This is a genomic window from Streptomyces sp. NPDC012474 (genome assembly GCF_042955185.1).
Lineage (GTDB): Bacteria > Actinomycetota > Actinomycetes > Streptomycetales > Streptomycetaceae > Streptomyces > Streptomyces cahuitamycinicus.
The window spans coordinates 61,976-79,674 of record NZ_JBIBEP010000004.1; the positions used below are offsets into that span (position 1 = coordinate 61,976).

Annotated in this window: 11 protein-coding genes and 1 pseudogene; 7 read left to right on the forward strand and 5 right to left on the reverse strand. The window is 68.3% G+C overall.

The window, feature by feature from the left end:
• The first annotated feature begins 65 nt into the window (after positions 1-65).
• Entirely contained in the window at positions 66-2,612 is a 2,547-nt protein-coding gene (locus ACFY9S_RS11020; RefSeq protein ID WP_391125672.1) for a DUF262 domain-containing protein, read from the forward strand.
• A 113-nt stretch (positions 2,613-2,725) separates the two neighbouring features.
• On the opposite strand, the gene ACFY9S_RS11025 is transcribed toward ACFY9S_RS11020, so the two are convergent.
• Entirely contained in the window at positions 2,726-2,935 is a 210-nt protein-coding gene (locus ACFY9S_RS11025) for a hypothetical protein (protein ID WP_391125674.1), read from the reverse strand.
• A 532-nt stretch (positions 2,936-3,467) separates the two neighbouring features.
• Here ACFY9S_RS11025 and ACFY9S_RS11030 point away from each other — a divergent pair.
• From ACFY9S_RS11030 to ACFY9S_RS11040, 3 genes are read left to right on the forward strand one after another with little or no spacing between them, the layout of a single operon-like run.
• The gene (locus ACFY9S_RS11030; RefSeq protein WP_391125676.1) at positions 3,468-3,659 is read left to right on the forward strand and encodes a hypothetical protein; all 192 of its coding nucleotides are present in this window, start codon (positions 3,468-3,470) and stop codon (positions 3,657-3,659) included.
• A gap of 6 nt (positions 3,660-3,665) precedes the next feature.
• The gene (locus tag ACFY9S_RS11035; protein WP_391125678.1) at positions 3,666-5,003 is read left to right on the forward strand and encodes a hypothetical protein; all 1,338 of its coding nucleotides are present in this window, start codon (positions 3,666-3,668) and stop codon (positions 5,001-5,003) included.
• Positions 5,000-5,344, forward strand: a complete 345-nt coding sequence (locus ACFY9S_RS11040) for a hypothetical protein (RefSeq protein WP_391125680.1) — start codon at positions 5,000-5,002, stop codon at positions 5,342-5,344. Before ACFY9S_RS11035 ends, ACFY9S_RS11040 begins: the two co-directional genes overlap by 4 nt.
• A gap of 664 nt (positions 5,345-6,008) precedes the next feature.
• Here the strand turns inward: ACFY9S_RS11040 and ACFY9S_RS11045 are convergent.
• Complete coding sequence (locus ACFY9S_RS11045; protein WP_391125683.1) at positions 6,009-7,265, reverse strand: hypothetical protein; 1,257 nt, start codon at positions 7,263-7,265, stop codon at positions 6,009-6,011.
• Between the two features lie 516 nt (positions 7,266-7,781).
• Here ACFY9S_RS11045 and ACFY9S_RS11050 point away from each other — a divergent pair.
• Positions 7,782-8,150, forward strand: a complete 369-nt coding sequence (locus tag ACFY9S_RS11050; protein WP_391125686.1) for a hypothetical protein — start codon at positions 7,782-7,784, stop codon at positions 8,148-8,150.
• A 62-nt stretch (positions 8,151-8,212) separates the two neighbouring features.
• Here ACFY9S_RS11050 and ACFY9S_RS11055 read toward each other — a convergent pair whose 3' ends face one another.
• On the reverse strand, positions 8,213-8,674 hold the full coding sequence (locus tag ACFY9S_RS11055) for an ATP-binding protein (RefSeq protein ID WP_391125689.1): 462 nt from the start codon (positions 8,672-8,674) through the stop codon (positions 8,213-8,215).
• 308 nt (positions 8,675-8,982) lie between these two features.
• Here ACFY9S_RS11055 and ACFY9S_RS11060 point away from each other — a divergent pair.
• Positions 8,983-9,770, forward strand: a pseudogene (locus ACFY9S_RS11060) (Scr1 family TA system antitoxin-like transcriptional regulator).
• Positions 9,767-9,973: a DUF397 domain-containing protein gene (locus tag ACFY9S_RS11065; protein WP_391125692.1), complete on the forward strand. Its 207-nt coding sequence runs from the start codon at positions 9,767-9,769 to the stop codon at positions 9,971-9,973. Before ACFY9S_RS11060 ends, ACFY9S_RS11065 begins: the two are co-directional and overlap by 4 nt.
• Positions 9,974-10,058: 85 nt before the next feature.
• Here ACFY9S_RS11065 and ACFY9S_RS11070 read toward each other — a convergent pair whose 3' ends face one another.
• The gene (locus tag ACFY9S_RS11070; protein ID WP_391125695.1) at positions 10,059-14,381 is read right to left on the reverse strand and encodes an Eco57I restriction-modification methylase domain-containing protein; all 4,323 of its coding nucleotides are present in this window, start codon (positions 14,379-14,381) and stop codon (positions 10,059-10,061) included.
• Positions 14,378-17,623, reverse strand: a complete 3,246-nt coding sequence (drmD, locus tag ACFY9S_RS11075) for a DISARM system SNF2-like helicase DrmD (protein ID WP_391125698.1) — start codon at positions 17,621-17,623, stop codon at positions 14,378-14,380. Before drmD ends, ACFY9S_RS11070 begins: the two co-directional genes overlap by 4 nt.
• Positions 17,624-17,699: the final 76 nt, after the last annotated feature.

Here is a 17,699-nt window from a genome sequence, read left to right on the forward strand (position 1 = left end):
GAGACATCGGACATGAACGGCTCGACCCTGTACACCCGTCTGGGTGCCGTAGGAAAGGGAGGCGCATGCGCGCCCAGGAGATCACCTTCCTAAAGCTCGTCCAAGGGGACAAGCAGTTCCAGGTGCCGCTCTACCAGCGCACGTACAGCTGGGGCAGGGAGCAGCTTCAGCGGCTGTGGGAGGACGTCGGCGAACTCGTCGACCAGCACCTGGCCGGGGAGCCGGCCGCGCCGCACTTCCTCGGCTCGGTGGTGCTCGCACCCGGTCAGATCCAGGCGGGTGGGGTGCAGCGATGGCTGGTGGTGGACGGACAACAGCGGTTGACCACGCTGATGCTGGCCTTCACCGCGCTGCGCGACCATCTGAAGGAGACGGGTGACGCGCGCGGAGTCGACCGGGTACACCGCCAGATACTGGTCAACGAGTTCCACGAGGGCGCGGACCACTATCGGTTGCTGCCCACGCAGGCGGACCGGGAGGCGTACACCGCCTGTGTCCAGTCCCGGGCGGAAGCCGGCGGAGGCGACAACATCGGGGCTGCCTACCGGTTCTTCCGCGGTGCGCTCACCGAGGGCCACGAGGCGGGCGACGCGCAGTGGGCCGCCACGGTCGAGACGGCGCTCAAGGACCTGCTCTCCATCGTGGAGATCACCGCCGAGCCGGGCGACAACGTGTACCGGATCTTCGAGTCGATCAACAACACGGGTGTCGGGCTCAGTCAGAGCGACCTGTTGCGCAACTACGTGTTCATGCTGCTGCCCAAGCGTGGCGAGCGGATTTACCAGGAACTGTGGCTGCCCATGCAGCGGAGCCTCGGCCCGAAGAACCTCGAACTCCTGGTCTGGCTCGACCTGGTGGTGCGCGGCCACTACAAGACCAAGCAGAGTGAGATCTACCGCGAGCAGCAGAAACGACTCCAGCCGCTGACCGGCGATGAGGACGCGCTGCAGCGCGAGATCGAGCAACTTGCCCAGCGAGCCGGGCGATTCCTGCGGATCATCGATCCCTCGCGCGAGCGGTCTCCCGCCCTTCGGGCGGTCCTGGAGCGTCTGGCCGCCTGGGGTGGCCAGACCCACTACCCGCTCACGCTGCACCTGCTGGACCTTCTCGACGTCGGCAGGACGACCCCTGAAGACGCCGCCCAGGCGCTGGGCTACGTCGAGTCCTATCTGGTGCGACGCCTGATCTGTCAGACGCCGACCACCAACCTCAACCGAATCTTCATGGAAGCGCCGAAGGAGCTCGAGGCCGACCGACCGGCCGCCGAGGCGGTGAGGCGGTTCCTGTCCGGCCGGCGCCGTCGTTGGCCGAGCGACGAGGAACTGCGCGAGGCGGTCCGCACGAAACCGTTCTATTGGTCCGGGCGCCCTCCCCAGCGCAGCTACATTCTGCGCCGCCTGGAGGAGAGCTACCGCGCCTCCGAGCCCGTGGACTTCGCCAAGGCGGCCCTCAGTGTGGAGCACGTCCTGCCGCAGCGCCCCGCTCCCGCCTGGTTCGACCTGCTCGCCGAGGAAACGGAGCCGAACCAGACTCCGCAGGAGCTGCACGACCTGCTGGTGCACACGCTCGGCAACCTGACGCTGACCGGCGACAACGCCAAGCTCTCCAATCACCCCTTCGAACGCAAGCAGCAGATCCTCGACTCCAGTGCCCTGCGCATGAACCTCGAGATCTCCTCGGCAGAGCGCTGGGGCAAGACACAGATCCTGGAACGTGCCGACCGCCTGGCCGACCGTGCCGTGGAGCTATGGCCCGGTCCGATCGGCGGAGTCAAGCCGACCGGTGAGGAATCGCCGGGCTGGGTCGAGCTACGTGCCGCTCTGGTGGCGATGCCGAGCGGCACCTGGACGACGTACGGCGATGTCGCCGAGCTGATCGGCAGCCACCCGGTGCCCGTCGGGGCCTACCTGGGCGCCAACACGAGCGTGATCGGCGCCTACCGGGTGCTCACCGTAGAGGGCAGGATCTCCCAGCAGTTCCGCTGGGCGGACGGCAGTGACCGGCCGCCGCCGCAGGAACTGCTGGCGAGCGAAGGAGTGCGCTTCGACTCCCTCGGGCGGGCCCACCCTTCCCAGCGCCTGTCGGCCGCCGAGCTGGCCACCCTGCTGGGCAGGGACGTGGCACAGCCCGCCGCCCACGACCCACTCCCCGAGGGGGAGGATGCGGAGGCGGCCGAGCGGTTCCGCGCCCAGTTGCGGGAGAACTGGCCTGACGCGTACGCCGGAGTCGTGGCGGTCCTCGACTTCTGGCGCCGCCAGGGTGGCCATGTGACCTACGGCCGCTACGAGGAGACGAGCTGCTTCCCCATGCTGGATCTCGGGACCAGCCGTCGACCGCATCTGATGTGGCCGGTCGGGATCTACCCCGTCAGCGGAACGGTCGAGGTGGTCTTCCAGTACCTGAAGACCCGCAGCCCCTTCGACGACACGGAGCAGCGCCGGGAACTCCTGAACCGCCTGAACAAGATCGACGGCATCGACCTGCCCGAGGCGAAACTGGAGCTGCGTCCGTCCTTCCCGGTCAGCGTCTTCGCGGAGCACGGTGACGAGATCTGCGAGGTACTCGACTGGTTCGTGGGGGTGGCGGCGCTGGATCTGGCGCGGCGGCACTGACTGTCATCCCGTTGACGCGATCTGGAACGCCGTCGATACGAGCCTCGGTGGTGACGGACGGGGCGAGTTCGCGTAGGCGGCGTGCGCGCGTTCCTGCTCGTGGCGCCAGATCTTCAGCGGTGCCTGTCGGTCTGCGGGACAGCCAGGCCCACGGCTTTGAGAATGTCGCGGAAGGAGGGCACAGGACCGCCCGCCCTCCTTACGACGACGGCAGAGAGCATCGGCTCCTCGCTACCGGTTGCTCGCTCGACGTCACCCAGCATGTGACGGGCGCCCTGACTCTTCGCGTCGGTCTTCAGGTGTCCGTTCTCGATCGCGTACATGGCCGAGTTCGCGGGGTCGAAGACCGGGGACGTAAGCGGTGGCCGGCCACGGGGTTGCCGCGTCCGTGTCGGCAGCGAGCAACGAAATCATGTCCCGGGACAGCGGGCTCGGGGTGAGGGCCCCTGAACGAGAGCCGCCAGCAAGTTGGTTGGGTAACACGAACCCGACACGTTTGATCACCATTGGGCCTACCCGTGACAGACTTGACAGCTTAAACAGGCACATATGCTCAGGCGATGTCACAACCGAACGGGGGCGGTCAGAGTGTCATGGGAAGAAGAGTGGGCTCAGCTCAAGGCGGATGCCTTGGCACGGCAGCAGCATTCGACCCACACGCAGCTGAACCAGCTACCGGTTGACGGAGGGGGATCCTCCGGCGGTTCGGGCGCACTGCGAGACGGGTTTTCCGTGAACGCGGAGTCTGTTGACGGAAGTTCACATCTGCTCATCGAGGTCGCAGGAGTTCTCTACGAGGGGCGGATGGACGCGGAGAACGCTACGGTGTGCCGTGTTCCCCGGTCCCATCCCGATGTGGCCGCGAAAGTCGACACCTTCGCCCGGTACGCCAAGGACCAGTACGACGACGCGGTCGTGCTGCTCGCGGCGCTGGCCGGCCATCTGAAGTCAGCGAACAACGCGTACACCGAGTACGACCAGCACGTCCGCGATCGGTTGCGCTCCGTCCTCGCGGACGGCAGCTACGTCGAAGCCAAGGACCGGTGATCCGCTGTGGCCTATCGCAAGGACGTCGAGTTCCTGGAGGACTCGAACCCGGCACTCATCGAGCGCAACGCAGCGGAGTTCAACCGCCTGCACAAGCTGATCGACACCACCGACGACGCATTCCGCAAGGCGGGCAAGGTGGACTGGCAGAGCGAAGCCCGTGACCTGTACGTCAAACGCCTGGGCGAGGCAAGGAAGCTCACCGACGCCTTGTCGGAGGCATTCCGTAGGGCGGGTAAGGCGCTCTCGTCGTACGCGGAGGCGGTCACCACCGCCAAAAGCCACTTCAAGAGTGGACAGCAGACCGAGGGCAAGTTGGCCGAGGTGATGGGCCGGGAGGCCTCCGCGATCACCCCGACCGCGCGCGCTGCGGAGCCCCTGCGGCAGTGGGAGGACCTGCGGGACACCACGGGTGTGCTGGACTGGTTCGCCGAGCTGAGTGTCGACCTGGACGCCATCCGCGAGGACGCCGAGCGCTACTACAACCAGACCAAGGACCACTACGGCGACGCCCTGCGCGTGGAGTCCGAAGCACGCGAGACGTGCATGGCGGTGGTTCAGGCCGCTTACCGTTCCCTGCCCGACTTCCGCAGTCCCATCGGCGACCCGGGACAGTTCTTGCAGAACCTGGGCCCGCTGCGCGCCGAGGCACGGCAGGCCGGCGACAACCCCTACGCCCAGCTTCCGGGCTCCGGTCCGAAGGTGGACGCGTTCCCCACGATGGGGGACCACGTTGTGATCTCCGAGCCGCTGTACCGCATCAAGATGCGCGTTGACGGCCTGCCCGCCGCCCAGGGCAACAACTACTGGTTGTGGTCCAACTCGGACGAGGGCCGCCGCGAGTACGTCTCTGCCAACAAGGAGCTCATCAAAGCCGCCGCCCAGGACGCCGGACTGCCGGCCGAGATGGTCGCCGGTATCGCCTGGCAGGAGGTGGAGGGCGACCCCGGCTGGCTCGACGACGCGGCGTATGGAGCACGAAGGAACGTTCCCGGTCTCGAGGACGCCGACCAGACGTCCATGGGCCCGATCGCGATCCAGGTCCGCCGGGCCGCCGAAGTACTCGGGTACGACCCGCACAACCTCACCGACATGCAGCGGGACGCCATCGTGGAAGCGACCAAGGACCCGGCCCAGAACACCTTCATCGCGTCCGAGTACCTGGCCCAGCTCAAGGCGGAGAGCAGCTTCGCGGACGTACCGCCGAGCCAGATGACCCGCGCCCAGATGCAGGAACTGGCGGCCCGCTACAACGGCGGCCCCTACTACGAAAGCAGCGACGCCCAGGCATATGGTCGGGGCTTCGACCGGAAACTGGATGATGCGAAAGAGGCACTGAGGTGAGCTCCACCCCGACAGCCGGTGTGCGCGAGAGCCGACAGCCGAAGTCCTCCAGCCGGGTCGCCACCGCCGTGTGCGCGCTCGTGCTCGCTCTGGCGATGCTGGTGACGGGCTATGTCGTGCTCACCGCCTACATGGTCGAGCCAGACGGCCCCTGGGACAAGCAAGCCGTGACCAATTCCGGCGTCGCAGCCAGTGTCGGCCTGGCCTTCTCCGGCGTCATGGCCCTGCTGACGTGGCTGTTTGCAAAGGCCAGGTGGCTGGGCAAGTGGTGGTACGCCATCCCCGCAGTGCTGGCTGTCGCAGCGCTGCTGCGGCTGACCCTACTCGCCCCCGAACTCTGAGTATCTCCAAGTCGACGGGGGATCAGAGTCTGCCTGCCTATCGTCCGCCAGTCGGACACGTGGGGCGCGAACGCCCCTTCATCGACGACAACCTCACGAAGGAGGCCAGGCTCGGCACCCACGGAGCTCCCAGCCGAACAGTGATCTCGGTGGACATGGTTCCAGCAGGGAGCTCCGCCCCTGGGCAGGCGGCAGACAGACATACGAGGTCTTCGCGTGGGCCATGTCAGCAGGGTAGGCGCGGCCCGAGCGGCACTCGACGGGATTGCGGCACCGTGTGTCAGCAGGTCGACTCTCGCTTGATGCGCCCGGTTCGTTGATGTCCGTGGAGAGCGAGATCTCCAGGACCTCGCCTGTGTGCTCACTCAGGCCCCGTCCTCGGTCGCTCCGTCGGATTAGTACATGGCGGACGCCCAGGGCTCGGCGTCCTTACCCAGCTCGTCCGTCAGTCCCTTCATCGTCGCCGTACGCAAGTCGGAGTCCGACTCGGCCTCCGGCGCCGGATCCCCGGTCACGTCCCTCCGAAGCCGCCGAGGTACGCGGGGTGGAGCGTCGGGGGCCGCTCCCTCAGCCGCCCACGGTGAGCGCGGCGGCGACGATGAGTGCGGTGCCGGCGGCGCGGCGGTATCGGGATATGGGGCAACTCCGCATGTGGTTCGCTCACTCAGCCTTCCTCGTCGTGTCCCTCCCCGTCCCCGCGCAGACGACGCGCTCGCTCGGCGATGCCGCTGGAGAGCTTGCCCCTGACCGAGTTGGCCCGGTCGAGGGTCACCTTGCCGCGGCTTCTGGCGGCGTCGACGCCCTTCGCTCCGGTCTCGAGCGCCTTGTCCCTCACCTCGGCGGCCGCGTCCACCCATCGTCTCGCCTCCGACGACCGGCGACCGGACTCGATTCCGAGCCGCTCGTGGAAGTCATGGACGCCGACCGCGACTTGGTTACTCGACTGGACCGCAGCCGGGGACTTGGCCGGGTGCAGCAGCACCTTCGCGTTGGCCGTGCCGGCGACCGCATTCATCCGGCCCAACAGTCGCTCGGTGCTCCGCGAGATGAGTTGCTTCCGGTCCTGCCGGGCGGCCTTCAGTCCGAGGCGATGACCGTCCAGCTCCTCAGGGGACGCGTCCAGCACCCGGTCGAGTTCGAGCACGGCGACCGCGTCCTGCAGTTGGAAGCAGCGAGCCAGAACGGCGAGCCACTCCCGAACCGGGGACTCGGCTTCCCTGACCGTCGCGGCGAGATCACCGATCTTGGACTGCCGCTCCATCTTCTCCGCGATCGCGTCGAGTTGACGCAAGGCGTACACCTGGGTCTCCGCGATCGCCGTCGGCGCGTCCTGCACCTTCGACCACATGGTCTCGTCGACCCTGCCCCTCGCCTCGCGGATGGTCATGGTCTCGTCGATGACGATGCCCACTCCGATCATGCGGGACAGGACTGTGTCCTTCTGGGCGCGCAGCACGTCGTCGACCTTCGCGTCGATCGTGGCGAGATAGTCGGTGATCTCGTCCATGCTCTGTTGCATCGCGACCTGCGACATGAGCTTCGCGGCGTTGGCGAGAGCCGCCGGGTTGGTCAGAAACGATCGGGGTCCCTTCACGAACTCCACGAATCCCCTGATCTGGCCCTTCTGCCCCTTCACCACACCCGTGCTGAAACCGGTCTTCGAGCTTTCCCTCAGCCCATACTTCTTGACGAGCTGCGCCGACTTCGGAGTCAGCTTCACCCAGCGACCGGAGTCCGCGGCGAACTCCGAACCCGCCTGCGCGACTGCGGCCCCGGCACCGAAGACGGACTTGAGCCATCGCGGTCCGAGATCCTTCGACGACGACAGCCCCTCCGAGATGAGGAAGCGGTCGACCTCCGCCGCGTTCCCGATGACCATCAGCCCGTCATCGTCACTGATCAGCTGGATCTCGTTGTCCATCGCCCGCTCCTGAAGTCGCTTCTCGCAGTGGTGGGTGGTCGGGGTGCGCGCGCCGATCGCCGGGCAGGGCCGAGGTCTTCCGATGACGGGAGAGCGAGGCACCGGCCCGGGTAGAGCCAGGGGCGCTTCCCTTGCGCCGACGTGGCGTCGGCGTCCGGGCAGACACCAGTTCCTCATGGTTCGGGGCATGTTCGAGCCAGCACGTCGTCGGGCTGGCAGCAACTCGGGCACGACCCAGCCTTCCTGGTCTGCTGCGTCGTGGCGCCCGACCACCGGTGCCAACGCTGCGGAACTGGAAGCGCACACGCTGCCTGGCCGCGCCCACCTGTTCACGCATTCCCCCCGGCCATGCGCGCCTGCCCGCCGAGAGGGCGGGCGGCGGTTGATCGCCATCAGTATGGGACCCATGCACTCAGTTCACAAGGCCAAGCAAGTTAAAAGAGCGCTTTCGAACAGCGCTCCCACCACCGGTGGCATAGGTTCGACAGTCGTCGGAATCCGAGGCCGGGAGGGCACATGCAGAAGGGCACTCTTGAGTACGAGCAGGCGCTGGACGCCGTGATCGAGATCCTGCGTTCGCGGGCACGTCAGGGCGCGGCGCCTATTCCGTACGGTGATCTGAGCAGCGAACTGGCACGGCTCGGTCATCACGTCCCCGCCCACGAGGGGTCCATGCCTTACCTGTTGGAGGACGCCTCGGTCCGGGAAAGCCCGGACGGATCGCTGCCCCTGCTGTCGGCACTCGTGGTGCTGAAGGACAGCGGCTGGCCGTCCGGCGGCTTCTTCAAGCTGGCCCGGCGCGCACCGTACAAGCGGCCGGGCGACGACATGCTGCTGTGGACCAGGGAGATCGAGAAGCTGACGGAATACTACGCCGATCATTGAGGGTCTGCTTCGTCGGTGGTGCGGCGGCTTTCGCTGGGCCTGCCCCGGACGAGGGGTAGGCGTCATGAGGCCGTAGTGCGGAGCTGCACCTCCGCCCAGACCGTCTTCGTGTACGCGTCACGAACCGTGTATCCCCACCGGTCCGCGTACGCCTGGACGAGAAGCAGTCCGCGGCCTGAGGTCCCGTCGGCGGGCTGCGAGGGCACGCGCGGCGGGAGGCGCTCGGTGCGAGTGTCCGTCACCTCGATTCGGAAGCCGTGGGGCAGGAGGAGCAGTGTCAGGCGGAAGTCCCGGCCGGGGAGGCTGCCGTAGCGGACCGCGTTCGACGCCAGTTCGGCGGTGACGAGAGCGACGGCGGGGACCGGGTCGGAGTCGTACGGGAGGCCCGTCCACTCGGTCAGCTGCTGGACGGCGAGCCGGCGGGCGAGGCGGGCGCCGCGTCTGGTGCCGCTGAGGCGCAGGGTCAGTTGGCGGGTGGGAGCGTGAGGCGGCTTCGCCTCGTCGGTGAGCTGATGGTGAGTCACGGTGGCAGCGTGACGGGGTGAACGGCCCGCTGGCCAGGTACGACGGCCGTACGTCGTCCTCGTCGTACGGAGGGGGCGGGTGGCTGTGGGCTTGGTTGTACGGGGCTTGTACGGGCGTTGTACGGGTCCGGTGCGTGTCCCGGTTCCCGCGAGTCGCGTTGGACATGGACCGGTGGCGAGCGCGGTCGTGGGCGGGGCGCGGAGCGGGATGGGAAGGGCGTGGGACTGTGAGGACGGTACGGGGCGTACGGGACACGCGGACGGGGCGGGGCGCGAAGACCAAGGACGAGGGGCCCGATCTGCCGGGCGTGTGGTCGGCGTACGGGGTGCTGTTGCAGTACCTGCGCAAGCGGGCCGGGTTGAACCAGCAGCAACTCGGGGACACGATCGGCTACTCCCTGGAGCTGGTGGCCTCGGTCGAGCAGGGGCGGCGGCCGGCGAAGGCGGCGTTCACGGCGGCGGCGGAGCGGGTGCTGGACGCGGGCGGGGTTCTGGAGGCGCTACAGGGGGAGGTGGATCGGGCGAAGTTGCCTCGGTTCTTCCGCAACGTCGCGCTGCTGGAGGCGGAGGCGCTGAGCAGGTTCTCGTACGATCCCCTCCTCATCTCTGGGCTGCTGCAGACGGAGGCTTACGCGCAAGCGCTGCTCGAAGCTCACTTCCCGCCCTTGGACGACGAGACCATCGAGCAACGAGTCGCAGCCCGTCTGGCACGGCAGAGCCTGCTCACTCGCAAAAACCCGCCCGTGGTCTTCGTGTTCGTGGTTGAGGAAGCCGCACTTCGACGTGTGGTGGGCAACGAGGCTGTGATGCGCGAGCAGTTGGAAAGCCTGCTGGCATGCTCGCGGAGGCGTAACGTCGAACTTCAGATCATGCAACCGCCCGAGGTGCCCACAGCGGACTCAACGGGCCAATGGTGTTGCTGGAGTCGATGGATCGCACGCGGCAGGTCTACGTCGAGGCACAGGACGTGGTGACCGTCAGGACTGCTCAGAACGAGGTCAGCGAGTTCTGGCTGCGGTATGGGATGCTGCGCACACAGGCCCTCAACACCGAGGAGTCCTCTCGTCTCATCGAGCGCATGGCAGGGGAGCTATGAGCACCGACCAGCACACCGCTCAGGCCGCTGAACTGGACTGGTTCAAGAGCAGCTACAGCGGAACCAGCGGCGGCGACTGCGTGGAGGTAGCCGCGAGCCTGGACGCCGTGTACGTGCGGGACTCCAAGGCCGTGGTTGGCGGGCCGATGCTGCGGATCGGCCGGGGCGGGTGGGCGGCCTTCGTGGCACTCGCGGTGGAGTAGGGCCGAGTAGGGCTCCTGACCGGAACAACGGGCTCGCTCACGTCACTTGGGGTGACGTGAGCGAGCCCGTTGTCATGCCGACGGCTCAGAACAGGGCACCCTCGGCGCCCTCACCGAAATCCGACCCACCTCGCGCAGCAAGCTGCTCCTTACGCTTCCTGACAGCTTCGAAAGACGGCGGGGGCAGGTCGGGGTGCTTCTCCCTCGCCTTCTTCTCCGTTACGCCCTTATGCAGACCGAGGTGAACCTCGTCGGCGTATGCCTGGTGGTTCAGTTGGCGCAGACGGTCGATGATTTCGGTCCGGGCAAGGAGGCCGATGGTGTAGCGGATGCCCTGATCGGTCTCGTGGAAGCCGTGGTCGAGGGGAAACGTCTTGTGGCTCGGGTCGGAGGGCGGAGTTTTTCCGGAGCCATCCAAAAGGTCGTGCCAGCCGTATGCCTCAATCGTGGCCTGATCGACCTCCTCGTGGATGCGACGGAGCTCAGCGACCTCATGGTCTTGACACTCGGGGCTGTGAAGCAAGTTGTACACATCAGTGAGGCCCATATTCCGGGAAGCCATCAGGTTGCCGCGAAATCCAGCCAACCGCGCACCAGCAGCACGCAGCCTGCCCGAGAATTCAAGAAGGACCAGAGTCTCGAAAACATCAGTAGGGGTGTAACTGAGATCCGCCTTCATCGTGGCACCTTGAGTTATGGCCCACCAGTAGTGAGCAGAACTACTCAACAGTCCTAGGAGCGCCGCGTCGTCGGAGGCGAAGACCACAAGCTTTTGATCCAGAACCTGCTTCGTCGTTACGAAGACAGGCATGGCGACCTTGCTGACCTGGGCGATCACAATGCAGCGTTCCAACTCCGCCAGGGCGTTCAGCATCGCAGGCCGTCTCCGCGCGAACTGCCACCAGAATTCTCGGTGAGTTTTGACGCTGTCAGTCAACCGTTCCGGCTTGACTTCAGCCACTACTCGCGCGTATGGCTTCTCGTATTGCGCAGCCCTGTCATGCGGCCAATCGTGAAAGTTGATGATCCAGCGAGTGGCGCGGTGGCTGGGTTCCTGGTTGAGGTCTCTACCGTTCAGAAACGGGAGGAGGACATCAGCGTATCGCGCATCTTCGCGCAGCCACTCACGAGCCTCTTCGTCTGGCAATACGAAACCGATACCTTGAATCATCACCCCCTTGAACGATACTCCTTTACTCCTCGCCAGAGGTTCGACCCACCCTGGGGTCCTGGAGTTCAAGAGGAGGGATGCCGAGATTCCGTGGGGCGCGGTCACTCCGTCGAGGACCCTCCTGGCGTTCTTGCGCAAAGGCGCCACGCTGGTCCACACAGCGCAGTACTCGAGCACTGCGGATTTCGATGGCCACGGAGCACTCTTGACGGCTCTCCTGACTTCGGCTCCGGTCGATGCGACCGACTGCAGCCCGGCCGCCCGAGTGTCCCCTTGCGCCAGCGTGTTCGTTGCGATGATGCCGGACTGCCCGCCGCTGCCCAACAACTGATGGATACGAAGGTAGAAAAAGGCCACCAAGTCGACTTGGCCTGCGCGAAAACCGGCTGAGACATGTTCGATCAAGTTCTCCCGATAGGCGGACCCCATCGCGCCGGAGATCTTCGCCCCACCGAGGAACGGGGGATTCCCGACGATGGCATCGAATCCGCCCCTGCGCGAGGAAACCTCCGGGAAAACCAACGGCCAATGCACCGGCCGCCGCTCCAACGCCCCCTCCGGCAGCTCCGCCCCCAGCCACTCCTCCGCCGTAGCCCGTGCCTCCCGCACCACCTCGGAGTCGTCCTCGACCCCGTCCTCCATGACCCGCTGCACGATCCACGCAGCCCGAGGGAACAAATCCCGAACCCGCTCCCCACCCTCCTCCTCATACCAAGGCACCCGCCCCGAAGCACAAGTGGCAATCGCCGCCCCCGCGATCAGGTCGCCCACCAGCCGCAGTCGCTGCGAATGCCGGTTGACCTCCTCCAGTCGCTCCCGCTTCTCCTGGAGCGCCGGCAGGTCCACGCCCTTGATGGCCGTGATGGCCAACCGCTCCCGCGTCAGCTGGTCCACCAACTGCCGGGCCTGCTCGGCCAGGATGTCGGTCTGCCGGCCCGGCTTCATGTGGACGGACTGGATCTGCTCCATGTTGTGCACGCCGAGGAGCGAGTCGCCCGCCACCAACCGGTCGTCCAGGAACGTGAACGGCCGCCCCGGGTCCATCGACACCAGCCAGAGCGACAGCTTGGCCATCTCCACGGCCATCGGGTTGATGTCCACGCCGTACAGGCAGTGCTCGATGATCTGGCGCCGCGCCTCGACGACCACCGGGTCCTGCTCCGCGTCCGCCGCCGTCACCGCGTCCACGGCCCGGCCCGCCCGGTACGCCATCGCGTCCGCGCGGCCCTCGGACTCCCACGCCTCGATCAACCGGTCCGCCAGGTAGCGGCAGGCCGCGACCAGGAACGCCGCCGAGCCCATCGCGATGTCCGCGACCTTGAGGTCGAGGATCTGGTCCGCCGACTTCAGGCGCCACTCCCCCGTGTCCGCCGTCTGCAGCGGACCCGGCTCGTACACCAGCGGCTCCAGCGCGTGCAGCACGACCTCTTCCGCGAGGAACCGGGGCGTGTAGTGCGTGCCCGTGTTCTTCCTCAGGGAGGACTCCGTGACGTACAGCGCGCCGTTCGGGATTACCGTCGGCAGGCCGCGCAGGTCGTCGCGGAGGATGCCGACGAACGGCAGGAGCCGTTCCGTCAGTGCCGGGTCCTTCGTCACCGCGTTCAGGCGGCGACGGGCCTCCGCCGACTCCTCCACCCCGAGCGGCGCCAGCCTCTTCTCCAGCTGGCCCGCCGTCGCCGGGGGCTTGGGGTCCTTCCACTTCTCGTGGACGGACTTCGCCAGCGTCTTCACCGAACCGCCGGCCTTCGCCGCCAGCGCCTCCAACTCCCGTAGCAGGACCTCATGTTCCAGACCCTCAGGACCGATCAGCCCCACCATGTGCTCGGTGGCCCGGCGCCCGTCGAACGACAGCAGACCCTCGTACACGTAACCGATCTGCTCGACGTCCAGCGCGCGGAAGCTGAGCGTGCGGACCTCGCGGTCCTTGCCCTTGCCGACGCGGACCTCCTGGACCGCCTGGAGCATGTGGAGGACCGTGCGGTCGTCGATGGGGAGGAGCGGGGTGGTGCGCTCCAGCCACGGGTACTTGTCGGGGTCGAAGATCGAGCCGTCGTACGCCGGGAGGTGGAAGCCCGAACCGGGGTGGTCCACTCCCCCGTGCACGGCGTGGAAGAGGGCGATGAGGCGGTGCCACGCGGACGTCGTGTGCTCCAGCGACGTCTCGCCCTCCTCGTCCGCCCGCGCCTTCAGCTCGTCGCGCAGGAAGCGGGCGGAGTAGGAGCGGGCGTACACCTCGTTGTCCGCCGGGAGCAGGCCGCGCTCCTCCGCGAACAGCAGGAAGACGACGCGCATCATGACCGCCACCGCGCCGCGGTAGACCTCGCCCGCGCTGACGCCCGACGCGTGGAGGCCTGGTGCTCCGTGCTCTACCGCCCTCACATCCGCGCGCCCAATGGCGTCCACGAGGAGTTCGACGGCCTGGCGGACCTGGACGCCCAGCGCCTCGGTGACGTCCTCGCCCGCCGCGACGCTCGCCTTCAGCAGGCCGACCAGCGTCTCGGCGTCGTCGTACTCGAAGAATCGGCGGCGGCGCAGCAGGGACACGAACGCGCGGACGACGTTGCGCTCGGCCCGCTCGTTCCAGCCGATGGAGTCGAAGACGGCCGTCGTCGTGACGCCGCCGAGCGGGGCCCAGACCAGGCACCACCAGCGTCCGTCGGTGACCAGGCCGAGCGGTACGCCGTGGTGGCGCAGGAGGCGGGCCAGGCGGTCGGCGGGGGCCGCGGACCAGTCGCCGCCACCGCCGACGCGGGCCGTGGGCGCCGTACCCGCCGGGACCGTCATGCCGAGCAGGCGTACGCGCTTGGCGGCCGACTCCACGTCCGGTTCGACCGCGAAATCCGTGCCCGGTTCGACCAGCGCGAAGTCGGGCCGCACCTCGGTGTTGTGCTCCGCGACGCGAAGGGTGAGGCGGTCGAGGCCGTGGTGCTCGAAGTCGCCCTGGCGGAACGCCAACGCGTCGTCCCAGCCCAGCAGGCGGCCGAGCAGGTAGGAAACCCACTCGTCGCGGCCGCCCGTGGTGTCCGTCTGCCAGTCGGCGTGACGGGCGCGCAGGCGGGCGCGTTCGTCCTTCTCCAGGGCGTCGAGCTGGGGCCAGGCGCGCAGCAGGACGGGCATGGTCAGGAAGGGGCCGGAGACCTCGGTGAGGTCGAGCCACTCCTGGTGCTGCCGGCGGCCGTCGGCGGCCTGGGCCTTGGCTGCGGCTACTCCGGCGCTCATGGGGCGGCGGGGGCTCATCGGCGGGCTTCCTTTGCGGGGATCACGAAGACGACGGCGGCGGGGAAGAGGTGGGAGCGGGGCTCGCGGTAGCGGGCGGCGATGGCGGCGAGTTCGCGTTCGCGTTCGGCGGGGAGGCCTTCGAGGCGTTCCTGCCAGCGGCGGCGGTCGTCCTCGAACTGGCGGCGTTCGTGGCCGGTCAGCTCATGGGTGGACAGCAGCGCGAGCTGTTCGCCCTCGCCGTCGCCCTCCTCCTTGAGCTTGGCGCGCAGGGTGGCCTCGAAGCGGTCGAGGGTCGCGGTGATACGGCGTTCCTCCTCCGCCCGGCGGTCGGCGAGCCTGCTCTCCAGCTGGCGGCCGAGTTCGCCGGCGCGGGCCTCCAGGGACCGGTAGAGCGGGTCGCGGAGTTTCGGCCAGGCCTCGGTGAGTTCCTTGCGCAGGTGCGGGGCCGCCTCGATGCCCTCGGTGAGTGCGTGGGAGAGGACCCTGCCCTGTTCGTTCACCGACTCCCAGCGGCGGAAGCGTCCGGTGTCGCCGAACCAGCCGCCCGAGTACAGCACTTCCTCGTGCAGGCGAGTGCCGTCGGTGCCGACGAGGACGTACCGCGCGTAGGCGGAGACCAGGGTGGTGGTCACGGCGGGGTCGTCGGAGACGACGGCGGTGACGCGGTGGAGGTCGATCAGGTCCGCGTTCCAGACGGCGGCGGTCAGCAGGCGCGTGGAGAGGGCGACGAGCGGGTGCTTGAGGTGGGCGAGGACAACGTCGTCCCTGCCTTGGGCGGCCACCGCCGGGGAGAAGGTGAGCGGGCGCTGCTCGCCCTCGCGTAGCTTGTGGGCGAGGCCGCGGGTGGCCCGCTCCCAGCTGCCGGACAGGGGCTGCACGTCGAAGAGGTCGCCCGGCTCGAAGTCCTCCGCCCGGAGCGTGGACGGCAGCAGCGGCGGCTGGTTGTCCAGCGCCAGCGCGGTGTCCACGACGCGCTTGACGTTGCCCGGGGTGAGGCCGAGCGCGCTCACCGTTTCGTCGTACTGGTCGGCGAGCCGCTTCGTCTGCGCGGTGACGTTCTGCTCCGGGGCGACCTCGCCGCCCGTGCGGCGGCCCTTGATCGGCTTGGGCTTGGCGTTCTCGATGTCGACCGGTGCGGTGTCGCCGGTCATCCGGCGCTGGACGGCGTCGGCGAGGACGGCGTTGACGGAGCCGAGGTCGTGCTCCATACGCGCGACCTTCTTGGCGACCCGGGAGAGGAACTCCAGGTCGGCCTCGTACGAGCCGGCCTGGGCCTGCTGCCAGCCGGAGCCGATGAAGTGGGTGATCTCCGGGTCGTGCTTCTGGCCCCAGCGGTCGATACGGCCGATGCGCTGTTCGAGCTTGTTGGGATTGAAGGGGATGTCGTAGTTGATCAGGCGGTGGCAGTGGTTCTGGAGGTCGATGCCCTCGCCGGCGGCGTCGGTGGCCAGGAGGATGCGGACCCTGCCCTCCGCGCGGGACGGCTCGGTCTGGAAACCGAGGCGGATGCGCTCGCGCTCCTCGGCGGACAGGCCGCCGTGCAGGCGCTCGACGCGGCCCCCGTCGGTGAGTTCCTCCTGCTGGAGGAGGTCGTGGAGCCACTTCTGGGTGTCGCGGTACTCGGTGAAGACCACGACCCGTTCGTTGGTCCACTTCTTGCCGTCGGGCCGGCAGACGGCCTTGAGCTCGGCGATCAGCGCCTCGGCCTTGGAGTCGGGCGCGGCCTCGTGGGTGAGGGCCCAGCGCTCCATCTCCTGGAGCAGGTCCAGTTCCTGGCCGTCCTCCGCCGGGGTGAGCGAGGTGGAGCGGGTCAGGGCGTCGTCCTCGGCGTCGACCAGACCCGTGTCGTCGAGGTCGGCGACGAGGTCGGCGAACTCCTCCAGCCACTCCGGGACTTCGGCGGCGGCCGTACGGCCGCGCGCGGGGCCGGTGTCCTCCAGGTGGGAGAGGTAGACCTGGACGGTGTGGAGGAAGGCCGCCGGGGAGGAGAACAGCCGCTTCTTCAGCAGCAGGGTCACCAGGTCGGCGGCACGGCGGCCGCCCCGGGCCTTCGGCGTCAGCTTCCTGCGGCGCAACTCGGCGAAGGAACTGAGCAGTTGGTGGATCTCGCGTTCCTGCTGGGTGTAGTCGACGGAGAGGTCGTGCATCCGGCGGTTCCGGAAGCGGCGGGTCACGCCGTCCCGTTCCGTGATGGACGACTTCAGGCGTCGCACGACCGTGTCCCTGAGGGCTTCCTTGTCGGGGTCCACGCCGCGTGCGAAGCGCTGGTCGTCGATCAGCTCCAGGAGCGCCGTGTACGACTCGGGGTAGCCGTTGTGCGGGGTGGCGGAGAGGAAGAGCCGGTGCTCGAAGTGCGGGACGAGGCGCCGGATCAGCTTGGTCTGCTGGGAGTCGACCGCGTACACCTGCTTTGGCGCGGCGGGGGCGACGTGGTGGGCCTCGTCGAGGACGAGCAGGTCGAAGAAGCGCTTGTGCTCGCCGTCGGTGCTCTCCTCGGGGGCGCCGATGACCTCGTCGAGGAGGCGCTGGGCCTTCTGGCCGCGCAGCCAGGGCAGGGAGACGATGGTCAGCGGGTGCACCCGGAAGGGGTTGGCGGCGGTGCCGTGGGTGCGGCGCAGGCGGGCGCAGTGCTCGGAGTCGACGATGGTGAACTCCAGGCCGAACTTCTCGGCCATCTCGTCGCGCCACTTGAGGGTGAGGCCGGCGGGGCAGACGACCATGGTGCGGCGGGCCCGGCCGCGCAGCATGAGTTCCTGCACGACGAGGCCGGCCTCGATGGTCTTGCCGAGGCCGACGTCGTCGGCGAGGAGGAGGTTGACGCGGGGCGCGCCGACCGCCCGGGAGACCGGCTCCAGCTGGTACGGCTCGACGGCGACGCCGGAGCGGAACGGGGCCTGGAGGGTCCTGCCGTCGGCGGAGGCGACGGCGGACCAGCGGACGGCGTCGAGGAACGCGGCGAGCCGGTTCGGGGAGTCGTAGGAGCCCTTGGAGGCGTCGGGCAGGGAGCCGGCGGGCAGGACGCGGCGGCCGGGCTCGACCTCCCAGATCACGGAGAGGGTGTCGCCGAAGCGGCCGTCGGCGACGGACTGGAGGTGGACCAGGGTCGCGGGGCGCCGGTTCTCCTCGCCGTCGGACGCGGCCGGGGACGGCTCGACGCGGGCGACCACCCAGGACTGGCCGCGCACCTCGACCAGATTCCCCTCTTCGGGGAGCGGCTGCGCCCCCGTCCGCTCGGTCTCGCGCTGAGCTGCTGGCGTCATGGGCGCTGTTCCCCTCGGTGTTCACCTGCCGTCGTCCGTAGACAGTGTCCCGTGTCCTGTCTCCCCTCCGGAAACG

Coding starts and splice junctions, on each gene's coding strand:
- ACFY9S_RS11045 (WP_391125683.1), bottom strand. CDS start 7,265: ATGGACAACGAGATCCAGCTGATCAGTGACGATGACGGGCTGATGGTC.
- ACFY9S_RS11070 (WP_391125695.1), bottom strand. CDS start 14,381: ATGAGCCCCCGCCGCCCCATGAGCGCCGGAGTAGCCGCAGCCAAGGCC.
- drmD (WP_391125698.1), bottom strand. CDS start 17,623: ATGACGCCAGCAGCTCAGCGCGAGACCGAGCGGACGGGGGCGCAGCCG.
- ACFY9S_RS11050 (WP_391125686.1), top strand. CDS start 7,782: ATGCAGAAGGGCACTCTTGAGTACGAGCAGGCGCTGGACGCCGTGATC.
- ACFY9S_RS11065 (WP_391125692.1), top strand. CDS start 9,767: ATGAGCACCGACCAGCACACCGCTCAGGCCGCTGAACTGGACTGGTTC.
- ACFY9S_RS11020 (WP_391125672.1), top strand. CDS start 66: ATGCGCGCCCAGGAGATCACCTTCCTAAAGCTCGTCCAAGGGGACAAG.
- ACFY9S_RS11025 (WP_391125674.1), bottom strand. CDS start 2,935: ATGTACGCGATCGAGAACGGACACCTGAAGACCGACGCGAAGAGTCAG.